The following is a 13,682-nucleotide window of genomic DNA, read 5'->3' as shown; positions in this document are numbered from 1 at the left end:
CGAGGTCTTACCAAGGCGAGGTTTGCCACCCGTCGAGCTCTGCTTGGGGACCAAGCCCAGCCATGCCGCAAAATCCCGACCTCGGCGAAAGCAGTTCAGATCAGGCGCGAAGGTCTCAATTGCCAATGCTGTGATTGGCCCCACACCCGGCATGGTCTGGGCCCGCCGTGCCGCTTCAGCTTCTTTAGCAGCACCCTTCATCCTCTGATCCAGCGCTGCAACCTGAACATTGAGACCTTCGATCTGGGCGAGGTATACTTGGGCAAGTTCTCGGACGTCTTCGGGCAAGCCTATGGTCTCATCCGCAACTGTGTCGGCCAAGCGTTTGAGGTGGATGGCTCCCTTTGGTGCAACGACACCGTGCTCCGCAAGATGGCCACGCAGTGCGTTGATCGTCTGAGTGCGCTGACCGATGAACATCTGCCGTGTCCGAAACAGCATGGCACGCGCCTGCTGGGCCTCGGACTTCAGCGCAACAAACCGCATTGTTGGCCGCGACGCCGCCTCAACAATGGCTTCGGCGTCAGCAACATCGTTCTTTTGTCTTTTTACAAACGGATTCACATAGCTCGGTGCAATCAGCCGCACCGTATGGCCGAGTTTCTCAATCTCGCGACCCCAGCAATGGGCTGTCGCACAAGCCTCCATCGCAACAATGCATTCGGGCTGTTGGCTCATAAACGCAAGAAGCTGAACACGCGTTAGTTTCTTGCGAAAAATAACTGCTCCGTTTGCGCAAGCCCCGTGAAGTTGAAATACGCGCTTTGCAAGGTCTATGCCGATTATGCTAACTTCTGACATGGATGCTCTCCCTTTGAGTGATACTTTCTGAAACATCACAGTGGCACATTACGATGCCGGTAGGTGGGGGCATCCACGCCATCAACAAAGCCGCTCTTTACTGCCGTTCGCTGCGGTTGAAAGGTAACCGCGCCATTGTTACCGCGGCGATTTAGCTTTGATGCGTGCCACCAGATCGGTGTCATGCACGAAGTCATCAAGGAACTCATGCCAGGTTTTGTTGGTGATACGAGCGGCGCGGATCATGTCCATCAGCTCTTCGATCCCGTCATCGGTCAGTGTGGTGCTTGTTTCGTCGGGTCCGACGTAAACGCTGACGATGTTTCCATAGGTCAGGTTGTCGTCGTTGGAGATGATCGCTTCGAGAAGTTCGGCATCCTCGCCCAACATTTTGGCTACGTAGTCGATGCTGCAGACATGGGTCACGGCCGCCATCAGGTGGCCTGTGAATGGGCAGTGTCCAGCGGCACCCAATTCCACGGCAGCAATTCATCCAGCCGGTTGATCTTGTGATCGTGGATACGGTCGAGGATGTCGGCGAGATAGGCCAGTGGGTCGAGACCATTCAGCTTGGCAGTTTCAATGACGGTCATTGCACGCGCGAGGGTTTCTGCACCGGTATCGGCGCCCGCGAAGAGCCAGTTTTTCCGTCCTATTCCAATCGGGCGCAGGGCGCGTTCAGCGGGGTTGTTGTCAATGGCCACACGTCCGTCGCTTAGGAACAAGCTGAGGGCCTCCTGCCGCGCGAGACCATAGCGGAACGCCTTGGCCAGATCGCTTTTGCCGGGGATGCGCAGGAGCTGTTTTTCAGACCAGGCGAAGAAGGCCGCGACCTTTGGCTGGGTCAGCTTTTGGCGCGTCGCATGACGCACGTCAGCGGGCTGGCCGTTTATATCGCGCTCGATGTCATAGAACTTGCCGATCCGGTCGAGCGCTTCGCGGGCGATCTCGGATTTGGTTGAGGTCCAAAAGTCGTGGAAGTCACGGCGCAGGTGGGCCCAACAGGCCGCCTCGCGCAAGCGCGGTTTGCCATCGGGTTCAGACGCATAGAGCTTGGCATATCCCTTATAGCCATCAGCCTGGAGGATGCCGCGGGCGTTGGCCAGATGGCTGAGAACGTGCTCTTCCTTCCAGTTCGGTGCAAACCGATAGACGGCCCCCGGTGGCGATGCACCCGCCCATGGGCGTTGATCGCGCACATAGGCCCAGATCCGGCCTTGCTTGACCCCTTTGCCAAGACCCTTGTCGCGCTTTGAGCGGTCCAGCACCCGGATCGGTGTGTCATCTGCGTGCAGCAGGTCGCTGCCCATGATGTCAGCCTCAATCCGTTCAATCAGCGGCGACAAGGTCTTCATGGAGCGTCCGCACCAGCCGACCAGCGTGCTTTCGGGGATGTCCGCGCCCATACGCTCAAAGATCTCGTGCTGGCGATAGAGTGGAAGGTGATCATCAAACTTGGAGACCAGAATATGCGCAAGTAGGTTTGGCCCTGCCATGCTGCCCGGGATCGGGCGGCTCGGTGCGGGTTCCTGCACCATCTTCTCACAACGGCGACAGGATTTCTTGATCCGGGCGATCTGGATCACCTTCATCTGGGCAGCAATCATGTCAAGGAGTTCGCTGACATCCTCACCCACTACGCGCAGATCACCGCCACAGTCAGGGCAGCAGGTGCCGGGGTCCAGTTCACGGCGTTCGCGCGGGGTCGTATCCGAGACACGTGGTCGGCGGCGCAAAGCGGGTGCATCGGCAGCTTCCGGTGACGGTTCATCCTGCCCTTCGTTGATGGGCGCGTCATCTTCCTCAGCAACCGCGACCAGCAGATCTTCGAGCGCCAGCTCCAACTGTTCGATCTCGCGCTCGATCTTTTCTGAGGACTTGCCGAAAGCCAGTTTCTGCAATTTGGCGATCCGTAGGCGAAGCGCCTGAACCAACTGATCATGGACGCGCAACGTGGCCGATATCTTGGCGTTTTCGGCCTGCAAAGCCGCGATCATCGCCTTCAAAACGGCGGGATCATCGGGGAGGTTTTCGGCGTGTTCAGGCATACGCCTGACTACCAAAAGTCAGGTCAAAGCACCATATAAATAACGCAAATCCCGACGCAAAATCACCCCACCCGAGCGGGTGGAGCGCCCCAATCTGGACGCCTCCAATCGATCCCCTCCCACAACATCGCAAGTTGCGCCGAAGTCAGTCGCACAGCTCCATCCTTGGCGCTCGGCCAAGGGAAGCGGCCCCGTTCGAGCACTTTGTAATAGAGGCAAAAGCCCTGCCCATCCCAGAACAGAAGCTTGATCCGATCACCCCGACGGCCTCGAAACGCAAACACCGCCCCACTGGTAGGCTTTTGTCGCAACACGTCCTGGGTCAGCGCCGCCAGCCCTGCGATCCCCTTGCGCATATCCGTGACACCGCAGGCCAGATACACACGCACACCGGTGCCCGGGCCGATCATGCAGCGTCAACCACACGGATCAGCGCCGACAGCGCAGCAGGATCAATCGTGCTTTCAAAATGCAAACTGCGCCCGCCACGCAGGCGCAGTTCAACAGCAACTGGAGGCGGCAGCTCAGCGACCGGGGCCTGCGCCACCGGCACTCCTGCAGTTACGGGCATGTCCAGCGGCAAGAAAAGCGCCCCGCCATCGGGCGACCACAAGCCTTTCTTCTTCAGCTCATGCCGCCACGCGTAAATTTGTTGTCGCTTAATCTCATGGCGCTGCGCAACCTGCGTCACGCTCGCCCCGGCAATCCCAACCGACGCGACAATCTCAAGCTTGTCGTCGTCATGCCAAAAGCGTCGCCGCTCCGCCCCAAGAATTTCGCCACGCATCACAGGCCCCGCATAAGTGACGTCAGTAATGACGTCATTAGCGACGTCTCTTAGATCATCGCTCCAGCCTCAGGCAGGCGGTGCCAATGGCTCGGTTACGTTGAAAGTTTCACGTGCTGCCGAACGTCTGCTTTCTCAAACGGAGATCCTATATTTCGCACCTGCAGCAAAGGTCTGGTTTCCGCCAAAGAGACCACACTTAGTGCTGGACTGTGCATTGGCAGCCGGCAGCCATCCCAAATGGCCTCGGGTACCTTTGAAAATGAGGTAGACTTAACATTATTGCTAATAGAGTTAAGGGTCGGGTCTGGGAGGGGAACCTGAAAGTGTTAAGTTGCAGGACACTCTTCAACAGCGAAAAGACCTTATACGATGGCGCAAAACTCAGCTCACGAGATATCTGCATCGAGATACATGTGCCCCGGCGCAGCTTCAAGATAGCTTCTGCTCGGTGGAACGTAATCAGGTTGACGGATCGGACTTTGAATTTCTCTTTCGTCAATAACTCTGCTGACATGTCGTCTTGACGGGTCAGCAACAGGAACAGCACTCAACAGTCGCTTCGTGTATGGGTGTTGTGGGTTTCCTAGTACCGCCTCGCGCGTCCCGATCTCGACGATCTCTCCTAGGTACATTACGGCCACCCGGTGAGCCACGCGCTCGACTACTGCCATATCGTGCGAGATGAACAGGTAGGCAATGCCAAGTCTCTGCTGCAGGTCTAGCATTAGGTTAACTACTTGAGCTTTTACCGAGACGTCCAGCGCAGATACGCTTTCATCTGCTACGATCAGATCGGGTTCAAGAGAAAGGGCTCGAGCAATGCATATCCTCTGCCTCTGTCCACCCGAGAACTGATGAGGATATCTTTCCAGTGTATCGGGAAGTAACCCGACCTGCGTCATTAGCTCGCGCGCCTTATAATGCGCTTCTTCGCGCGTGGCGAGGCCATTGACGAGCATTGGTTCGATGATGGAATTGCCGACACTGCGTCGCGGATTAAGGCTAGAGTATGGATCTTGGAAGATCATTTGCATGCGTCGCCGAGCTTGGCGCAACTTGTCTTTATCCATCTCAAGTACGTTTTCACCGTTCAGGTTGACCGTCCCCGCGTCCGGTTCGGTTAGCCTTAGAACTGAATGTCCTGTTGTCGATTTGCCGCACCCCGACTCCCCAACCAAAGCCAAAGTTTCACCGGACCGGATATCAAAGGAGACGTTCTCAACCGCATGCACTCTGCCAGCGACGCGACCTAAGATGCCTTTTCTAAGCGTGAAACGCGTTGTGAGGCCTTGCACTTTTAGTAGCGGTGCTCCGGGGGCGCTCGCTGGCGTCTCGTTTATCTTAATGTCCTCGGCTTCGCCGCTATTACGCGAGTAGATCTGAAACTTTCGGGGTAAACTTTCACCGGCCATGGAGCCGAGCCGCGGAACTGCTGAGAGCAGGGAGCGGGTGTACCCGGCTTTGGGAGCCCCGAAAATGTCGGCGGTGGTGCCGGTTTCGACGAGATCGCCGTTTCTCATGACGACAGTACGGTCAGATACCTCTGCTACAACGCCCATATCGTGGGTAATAAAAAGTACGGCCATCCCTTCGTCTTCTTGAAGCTCTTTGACGAGTGACAAGATTTGCGCTTGGATGGTCACGTCGAGAGCGGTTGTAGGCTCGTCAGCAATTAACATCTTCGGCTTACAGGCGAGAGCCATCGCAATCATGATCCGCTGGCGCATCCCGCCGGATAGGTTGTGGGGGTAATCCGAGAATCGCCGTTCTGCGTCAGAGATCCGCACACGATCAAATAGTCGCAAGGTTTCCGCGCGGGCTGCCCGAGTATCAAGGCCTCGGTGTATGGCCAGCGACTCGGCGATCTGGTTTCCGCAGGTCATGACCGGGTTTAGTGATGTCATTGGCTCTTGGAAGATCATAGCGATATCCCCGCCCCTGAGGCGGCGCATTTCATCAGGCGAAAGCTGAGGAATTTCTCGCCCCTCAAAAATGATGTTGCCTTCAATGCGGGCTTGGCCGGGTGGTAGCAACCCGAGGATAGACATCGCAGTTACACTTTTTCCAGAACCGGATTCACCGACCAGCGCGACGGTTTCGCCAGGGTTTACGTCAAACGACAACCCATGAATTACTTCAGTCCATTTTTTGCGAGCCCCAAAGGCAACCCGCAGGTCATCTACGCGCAGAATTGGAGACTGGGTTTTCTCAATCATGTTGTCTCGTCCTGTCAGTGGTCAGCGCGCGGATCGAGAGCATCACGCATCCCGTCGCCGATAAAGTTGAAAGAAGTCACTGCAAGGGTGATGGCTGCCCCTGGAATGATCGCCAGCCAAGGTGCGCTCGTCAAATATGTTTGGGCACTGTTCAGCATGTTGCCCCAACTTGGTGTCGGCGGTTGAATTCCGAAGCCGAGAAAGCTGATGTAACTTTCTGCGAGGATTGCGTTCGCAACATTTAGCGTAGCAGCAACCACGATCGGTGCGATCGCGTTTGGCAAGATCTCGCGAAACATCAAGCGACTGCTACTTGCGCCATAGGAATGCGCCGCAAGGGTGTATTCCCTAGTCCGCAGTGAGCGCGTCTGCGCCTCCACCACACGTGCTACTTCCATCCATGACGTCATCGCGATCAGAAAGATAATTGCAGGTACGGTTGGCGAGACCAGTGCCGAGATTGCGAGCAACAGAAAGATGGAAGGAAAGCAAAGCATCGCATCTACGAAGCGCATCAGAACAGCACCAATAGCACCGCCATAGAAACCTGCGATAAGTCCGACACTCACGCCGATTACCATACTGACGGCCATGGCGGAAAATCCGATAGAAAGTGAAATTCGTCCTGCCATTAAGAGCCGCGCCAGCGTGTCTCTTCCCATCATGTCAGTGCCAAAAACATGGGAACCGCTGAATGGCGCCGCGAACCGGCTCTGCATATCGATATGTGTATCACTAAAGGGCAGTAGCCAAGGACCGACAAGGCAAGAGAATGCTAGAACAATGATTGTTGCAAGCCCAAACAACGCTAGACGGTGGTCTGCAAACCTCTGAGCTACCGGCCACCGCGCGAGCTTACGGTTTGGTGCAGGGGAAACGGCTTCGGTCATCAGCTTTGCCTCGAAATTCTAGGGTCTGCAACACTATAGAGAAGGTCGGCCAACAGGTTGCCAAGGAGCACAATTACAGCCGAAAACATCAGGACACCCATCACAACTGGGTAGTCGCGGTAACTAATTGAATCCAGAAACAGCCGCCCCATCCCAGGCCACGTAAATACGGTTTCAGTCACCAATGCACCTGACAGAAGGACTGGAAGTTGAACGCCCGCAATGGTGATCATCGGTAGTAGAGCGTTGCGCATTGCATGACGAAATAGGATCCGTCTTTCGCTCACACCCTTTGCTCGGGCGGTCCGAATATAATCCTGGTTGATAACATCCAGCATGGAAGACCGCATGTATCGGCTCCAGACTGCGGTGGACACAAGTGCCAGAACGATACTTGGGCCTACCAAGTGGTGTACCCGGTTCCAGAATGAGCCATCTCCAATGGTGTACCGGTTTCCAGAGGGAAGCCAGTCAAGCCCTACTGAGAATACGTAGATGACAATCAGCCCGAACCAAAACGTCGGGATGGAAAGTGCCACCATCGCACCGACAGTCGCAAGACTATCAAAAAATGAGTATCGGCGAATGGCGCCAAGCGTGCCGATCCACACGCCGAGGACGACCGCAATTACAGTAGCTGTTAGCATCAACTCGAGCGTGGCGCCAAGATGGGAGAAGATGATATCGAGAACGGGCTGTCGATCCCGGTATGATACCCCCCAATCGCCTTGAAGCATTCTGAGGAACCACTCCCCGTACTGGACGGGGAGTGGTCTGTTTAGTCCCAACTGATCTGCCAGGCGGTCCAAATCAGCCTGCGTCATGCTTCCATCGACGGCATACTGGGAAAGGGGGCCGCCCGGAGCCAGATGCAGGATCGTGAACCCGATCATCGAGACCACGATTAGCAAGATGACGGCCTGGCCGAAGCGGCGAAGTAGAAAAGTTGCCAAGTGAATTACCTGTCAGTCAGTGTGAAAGGCTCAAGCGCCCCAGAACCAATGGCCCATGTTCCAAGCGTTTTGCCGCTGGTTGATATTGGGCTTGAATCCCATTAGGCCTTTTTTGATGCCTTCAACCGGCGCATATTGCCAGATTGGCAGGATGGGCATCTCCTCTCGGACAATCTCTTGAAGGCGGTAATAGATTTCCTTGCGCCGCTCGACATCAAAGGTTTCCTGACCTTCTTTGAGAAGCGCATCAGCCTCGTCATTTTCCCACTGCATGTAGTTGCCACCGCTGCCACCTTTTTTGGGGATGGCGGTGCTGGCGAAGCGGGCCGCCGGGTCAGGGTCCAAGCCGGTTCGAAACGTTGTGCCTACGAGCAAGCTGTCAAATTGACTCTGTACGTAAAAGTCGCCCCAAATAACTGCTGCAGGCAGGTTATTAATCGAAAGCTCTACTCCGATCGCTGCCCAATCCTGCATTAAAAATTGCTGTACCTGTTCGCGCAGTTGGTTTCCTGTCGTTGTGGAAATGTCGAAGGACAGGCGCACCCCATCTTTGCTGCGCATCCCGCTCCCGTCACGTTCCCAGCCTGCCTCATCCAAGAGGGCGTTCGCTTTCTCCGGATCGTAAACGTGCTCGGGCAGATTTGGATTGAACGCCCATGACTCACGGGGCGCAAAAGACTCTGTTGCCTCCGGTACACCATAATAGATGGCGTCGATTATCACGTCCTTGTTAATGGCGTGATAAAGGGCCTGGCGCACCGCTTTTTCACTGAGAGCAGGGTGTTCGAGGTTCGGCATAACAAGCTCGATATTCCCGCTTGGGGCAATGAACACATCCTGATCTGGAAGGTTCTTAGCTTCCTCGTAGAAGTTTTGGGGAATGCCGGAAATAAGGATCGTATCTACCTGCCCAGTCCGAAATTGGGCATAGAGGGAGGTCATATCAGGTACATACTTGAGGACGGCTTTCTCCAGATAGGGGCCGTCACCGTGATAGGTTTCATTTGCGATCAAAGTGATGTTATCGCCCGACGTGCGCGAGCCCCACTTGAACGGACCCGTACCAATAGGAGCGCTGTCAAATGGGGTTTGATTGGGATCCTCCGCCCCCTCGAGGAGGTGGCGAGGCGCCATATGGGTGTTGGCGAGAAGAGCGAGGTACGGAGAGAATGCTGCCGACATCCGCCATGACACTTCATTATCGCTAACGACGGTGATTTCCTCAAGAAGCTCGTGCCCGACACGGGTACGTGACCGGAAACCGTCAGCATTGATCAGTTCCAAGCTGAACTTCACGTCATGGGCAGTGAAAGGTGTCCCATCATGCCACTTCACATCGTCCCGCAAGCGAACGGTCCAGACGAGTCCATCTTTTGAAATGCCGCCATTCTCTACAGAAGGAATCTCCACAGCGAGATCCGGAAGAAGGCTGCCATCGGGCTGTGCAACCCAAAGCGAGCTGAATATATTGGTCCAGATAATCTCATCAACTTCTACGCCTGGCATAAGTGGGTGAAAGGATACTGGTTCCTGCGAAAGTCCAACCACTACAACGCCCGTGGGTGTTGCCGGCGGCGTACCCATAGCATCCGACTGGCTAAAGGCCGGCCCGGCCGCCGCTAGAAGTCCCAGCGACGAGAGCCCTAAGCCAAAGCCTAGCACGTCGCGGCGAGAGTGGATCATTGCGCCAGATTCTAATCTGGTGGATCGATAAGAAGCATTGCGTGTCATGAAATTTCCCCGTTGGCACAGGCCGCCTAATATTCTCTGAGCGGCACAATAATGAATTTAGTGATAGATATAATGAACTTTCTGTCAAGGTGCGTTCAGCGAAGGTTATGGGATAAAATGCGATAGGAAAATGGATATACAAGCATAAATAACTGTTTTACGAAAGTTTTATTGATGTTCTTCGCCATCCAAAGGCTTGGGAATGGCGCATTTGGCTTCATTTTCCGATCGATGCGACTCAAAATACCGATTATATATTGAACATACCTTACGCACAGCTTACGCTCAACTTCAGGCTAAAGGGCGAGACGATGACTGATTTAACCAACCTGAAGAAACCTGCGGAGGACGTGGCGTCTGCGCAGCAACCTTCACAGGCCGTCCTGATTGGGCAGCGCTTAAAAGTACTTAGAAAAGAACGCGGGCTGACGATCGCTCGGCTAGCTGCCGAGGCAGGAATGTCGGCTGGATTAGTCAGTCAGATCGAGCGCGGCACCGCCAACCCCTCGATCAATACCCTTGAGAAGCTGCGGGAAGTGCTTGGCGCCAACATCTGGGAGTTCCGTGAGGTTCCCAAGGAGCCAAGTGAAGCATCTTTCGTGCGACGCGCGCCCAACCGGCCCAAAGTCGTTGTCGGGGCGAATGGGTTTAGTAAAGAGCTGCTATCCCCTCAGAACAATGAATCGATGCGATTCATGATTTTGACAATCCCTCCTGGAGCCCAGAACAACGAGACCCTTACAGGTCCCGGCGATAAGGGTGGCTATGTCCTTGAGGGCGAGGTGCTTCTGTCGGTGGGAAGTGAGGCTGCAGTCCTATCCCCAGGGGATAGCTTTCAGTTCAGCAGCACGGAAACCCACAGAGTAGAGAACCATTCTGGGGAGACCGCCCGCGTTCTGTGGATCATCAGCATTCTGGATGCTCATTTTTGATCTCGGATTGAATTTCAAATTTCACCAAGACCCGCTGAATTGCGGCTACAACATCAGGATAATTCTGTGATTACACGTCATCAAACCACCCATATTCTTAGCAAGGCATTAGTTGCAAACGGCTTCGCATTTCTTTCGGGCTTGACTGCAAAAGATCGCAGTGGCGGTGTCGCCGAACAAACGGCAGACATTCTTGCTCAGATCGATGAGTACCTCGAATTGGCAGGTACCGACAAAAGCAAAATCGTTACTGGGAACGTGTGGCTGAAGGATATCAGCACCTTTGCCGAGATGAACGAAGCCTGGGAAGCCTGGGTAGACAAGGATGCGCTACCTGCGCGCGCAACCGTAGAGGCCCGTTTGGCCCGTGAAGATATTCTTGTGGAAATTCAGGTCCAAGCACTCGCCTGAACTTTTTCCTTTGCCCTGCTGAACACACAGTTACGCACTTGGAGACCATTGTCATGCAGCATAATGCACCTTCACCAGGCGACCCATCTTGGTGGCTGACCGAAGCCCTACAAAAAGAAGGGAACCCGACTCCAGTGCCGCCATTGGAGGGAGAAGAACGCGCCGACGTGGTCATCGTCGGCGGTGGCTTTACGGGTCTTTGGACTGCTTTGGCAATTAAAGACCGGGATCCCACTCAAGACATCGTTCTTATTGAGGCTAAGATATGTGGTGCCGGTGCCAGCGGTAAGAACGGTGGCAAAGTCCATGGATATTGGGCTAGCCTTCCCGGTCTTAGTGAAACTCTCGGTCCGGATGCAGCGGTTGAAGTCGCAAAACTGGGCACCAAAGCTCAAGATGGCATTCGAGCATTTGCAACTACCTCTGGAAGAGATGTTTGGTGGCGCGAGGCAGGCAACGTGCGTGTTTCGACCACTGCGGCACAAGATTCAAAGATCGATCACCATATCCGTGTAGTAGAACAGCTCGGAGTGACGGACACCGCACAAGCGCTCTCTTCCGAGGAGGTCGCGAGTTACTGCAACTCACCTTCCTTTCGAAAGGGTATGTACCTGTCCGAAGGGGCCAACGTACAACCGGCCCGCCTAACCCGCGCGCTCCGAAAAGCCGCTATAGAGCGTGGAGTGAGAATCTATGAGCATACGCCGATGCTCGGAGTGGATTCTGGCGCTCCAAACCGTATTAGGACGAAAGGCGGGTCGATTGAGGCTCGTGATGTCGTGCTCGCGACCAATACCGCACTCGCCAGTGAAAGCTGGGTGAAGCCTTATGTTACCGTCTTTTCAAGCTATGCTCTTATGAGTGAGCCAGCAGAAAGGGAGCTGGCCAATATGGGGTGGACGGGTGATGAGGGGATGGCGGATATGCGGATGTTCGTCCATTACTTCCGGAAGACTGCGGATAATCGTGTGCTGATGGGGTCTGGGTCAGGTCCCATTAGCTACAATGGTAGCTCGACATCCACCCTCCTCACCAAAGATCAAGCGTCCGGTGCCCGCGCAGTGGCGGGCTTGCGCCGCCTACTCCCCGGACTTTCCTCAGTGGGCGTATCCAAGGTCTGGGGTGGCGGGATCGACATCTCTTCGGACCGCCTCCCCTTCTTTCGCACGCGTCCCGGAACGCGCATTCACTACGCGGCTGGCTATTCAGGTCACGGAGTTAACCCGACCTACATTGGAGGTCAGTGCCTAGCGGCTTTGGTGCTTAACTCTAAGGACGAATGGGCGAACTCGCCGTTCTGCCGTCGGGAAGTTCCCAAGTTACCACCGGAACCATTTCGGACAGTTGGTGGTCGTTTAGTGCGCCGATCGATCATGGGCTGCGAAGCGGCAGAAGATCGAGGGGAGAAGCCGCGGCTTCTCTACCGTGTCGGAGCCGCGATCCCTAAAACCTTCGGCTTACGCATAGGAACGAGGTAAAACCTGCGCCAGTGGTTTGATCTCGTCGCCTCGCTTAACACTATTGCTAATACGGTTTCACGCCACGATGCTCGGGCCAAACTTGGAAAGTGTTAAATACCCTTTCACCGAGCCTCCGCATGCGACACAAAGCGGTTGAGTTTGGGGCAAGCCGACAGCCATTGATCACGGAGGCTTCTCTATTTCGATATAGAAACACCTGTAGCGACCGATCCAATGCCGACATCCAGACCGCCTGCGGCGATCCATTCGTGCCCGTTCGGAGCTGCCATTGACGCAATTGCGGACTCGTGTTGCGGAGCGTAAAAGTCCTCACCATCGCCGGGAGATATCAATGGATCAGTCCGATCAAGATCTCGATCAACTTGACGCGCTGCTGCGTGCGCTGCCCGTTGATAACATGCCGATGACGCTCAGCGAGCTCGATGGCTACATAGTCGGTGTTCTTGCCTGCCCGGAGATGATCCCGCCTTCGGGGTGGCTGCCTCAGGTCTGGGGTGAGACTGGAGAGGCAGAATTCCCTGACGAAAAAGCCGCCGAGGAGACCATTAGTGCGGTGATGGCACATTATAATTCGATCGCCGCGTCCATAACCGGCTCGCTTTGGGTCGAACCGATTTACGAGGTTGATCCCAATAGTGACGAAGTCATGTGGGAGCCTTGGGTCGATGGCTTCACGCGCGCCATGCGGCTACGGCCGGAAGCTTGGAGTCAACTTCTCGATCAAGCCGACGAAGAGACGCGGGCAACGATGATCTTCCTGATGGCGCTTCAAGATATCTACATCGGCCAAAGTAAGTTCACGGATGAGGAGATCGACGAGATCGACCTGGAGGCACCAGATCTGATCCCAAACTGTGTCGCTACAATACTCCATCAGTCTCGCCCTGAGCTTTCACCTCGGCATTCCGAAATGGGTCCCGGTAGGCCGTTCAAGGCAGGCCCCCGGCCAAGGCAGAACGATCCATGCGCCTGTGGGTCGGGGCGCAAATACAAGAAATGCTGCGGCCGACACTGAGTTGGAACGCTCAGGCTTCTACCAGCCCTAAGCCGACCTTGGGGTATTGCGCAGCTAAGGTCTGAATAGCCCTTAGTGACCGTGCCGAGCCGAACCAGCCATCTGTGCGTCACGCAGCTATATTTTACCAGGCCGGACCATGAATGTGCCAGACCAAGCTGAATTCGTTTCCCATCAGGTCTGAAATGCTCGTTAAGCCTCGCCCTACTTTCCGGCAGAAAGCGAAATAGGCCAACTTCCGCTGAGAACAAGTGTGCGTTTGAGCATTTTTTCGCTGCATCGCAGCAATTTCATTCATGATCAATCAATCCGCAGTTGTTTCAACCGACCGTCATTCCTATATGGCGATTTCAAGCATTAGCACTCAGTTTGGTGCGTTGCTCTTGCCCCCCCCCCCCGCCCGGCTACTGAGAG

At 55.2% G+C, this 13,682-nt stretch carries 13 protein-coding genes; 4 read left to right on the top strand and 9 right to left on the bottom strand.

What is annotated here, in order from left to right:
• The 9 genes from BLQ98_RS15695 to BLQ98_RS15655 all read right to left on the bottom strand — a co-directional run.
• Positions 1-801, bottom strand: an 801-nt coding sequence (locus BLQ98_RS15695) for an IS110 family RNA-guided transposase (protein WP_093734195.1), incomplete at its 3' end; no start/stop codon positions are given.
• Positions 802-939: 138 nt separating this feature from the next.
• Positions 940-1,236, bottom strand: coding sequence for a hypothetical protein (locus tag BLQ98_RS15690; protein ID WP_093734194.1), 297 nt, complete (start codon positions 1,234-1,236; stop codon positions 940-942).
• On the bottom strand, positions 1,236-2,849 hold the full coding sequence (tnpC, locus tag BLQ98_RS15685; RefSeq protein WP_093734193.1) for an IS66 family transposase: 1,614 nt from the start codon (positions 2,847-2,849) through the stop codon (positions 1,236-1,238). Before tnpC ends, BLQ98_RS15690 begins: the two co-directional genes overlap by 1 nt.
• 62 nt (positions 2,850-2,911) lie before the next feature.
• Complete coding sequence (tnpB, locus tag BLQ98_RS15680) at positions 2,912-3,259, bottom strand: IS66 family insertion sequence element accessory protein TnpB (protein WP_093734192.1); 348 nt, start codon at positions 3,257-3,259, stop codon at positions 2,912-2,914.
• Positions 3,256-3,636, bottom strand: a complete 381-nt coding sequence (gene tnpA / locus BLQ98_RS15675) for an IS66-like element accessory protein TnpA (RefSeq protein ID WP_069301501.1) — start codon at positions 3,634-3,636, stop codon at positions 3,256-3,258. Before tnpA ends, tnpB begins: the two co-directional genes overlap by 4 nt.
• 389 nt (positions 3,637-4,025) lie before the next feature.
• A complete protein-coding gene (locus tag BLQ98_RS15670; RefSeq protein ID WP_093734191.1) occupies positions 4,026-5,855 on the bottom strand; it encodes an ABC transporter ATP-binding protein in 1,830 nt (609 codons plus the stop codon).
• Positions 5,856-5,869: 14 nt separating this feature from the next.
• Complete coding sequence (locus tag BLQ98_RS15665; protein ID WP_067622639.1) at positions 5,870-6,745, bottom strand: ABC transporter permease; 876 nt, start codon at positions 6,743-6,745, stop codon at positions 5,870-5,872.
• A complete protein-coding gene (locus tag BLQ98_RS15660) occupies positions 6,745-7,698 on the bottom strand; it encodes an ABC transporter permease (RefSeq protein WP_093734190.1) in 954 nt (317 codons plus the stop codon). The genes BLQ98_RS15665 and BLQ98_RS15660 overlap by 1 nt, the downstream gene beginning before the upstream one ends.
• 30 nt (positions 7,699-7,728) lie before the next feature.
• Positions 7,729-9,429: a peptide ABC transporter substrate-binding protein gene (locus BLQ98_RS15655; protein WP_093734189.1), complete on the bottom strand. Its 1,701-nt coding sequence runs from the start codon at positions 9,427-9,429 to the stop codon at positions 7,729-7,731.
• A 311-nt stretch (positions 9,430-9,740) separates the two neighbouring features.
• Here BLQ98_RS15655 and BLQ98_RS15650 point away from each other — a divergent pair, with 311 nt between their 5' ends.
• The 4 genes from BLQ98_RS15650 to BLQ98_RS15635 all read left to right on the top strand — a co-directional run bounded on the left by BLQ98_RS15650 (position 9,741) and on the right by BLQ98_RS15635 (position 13,268).
• On the top strand, positions 9,741-10,361 hold the full coding sequence (locus BLQ98_RS15650; protein ID WP_093734188.1) for a cupin domain-containing protein: 621 nt from the start codon (positions 9,741-9,743) through the stop codon (positions 10,359-10,361).
• 66 nt (positions 10,362-10,427) lie between these two features.
• Positions 10,428-10,772 (top strand): RidA family protein, encoded by a 345-nt coding sequence (locus tag BLQ98_RS15645; RefSeq protein WP_093734187.1) that lies wholly within the window; start codon positions 10,428-10,430, stop codon positions 10,770-10,772.
• Between the two features lie 38 nt (positions 10,773-10,810).
• Positions 10,811-12,250 carry an NAD(P)/FAD-dependent oxidoreductase gene (locus BLQ98_RS15640; RefSeq protein WP_208596080.1) on the top strand — a complete coding sequence of 480 codons (1,440 nt, stop codon included), beginning with the start codon at positions 10,811-10,813 and terminating at the stop codon, positions 12,248-12,250.
• A 334-nt stretch (positions 12,251-12,584) separates the two neighbouring features.
• The gene (locus BLQ98_RS15635) at positions 12,585-13,268 is read left to right on the top strand and encodes a UPF0149 family protein (protein WP_093734185.1); all 684 of its coding nucleotides are present in this window, start codon (positions 12,585-12,587) and stop codon (positions 13,266-13,268) included.
• The last annotated feature ends 414 nt before the right edge of the window (positions 13,269-13,682 follow it).

Origin of the sequence: Sulfitobacter litoralis, assembly GCF_900103185.1 — a bacterium.
GTDB classification, from domain to species: Bacteria; Pseudomonadota; Alphaproteobacteria; order Rhodobacterales; family Rhodobacteraceae; genus Sulfitobacter; species Sulfitobacter litoralis.
Note: the sequence above shows the minus strand (reverse complement) of the source record. Positions and strands in the feature narration are given on the sequence as shown.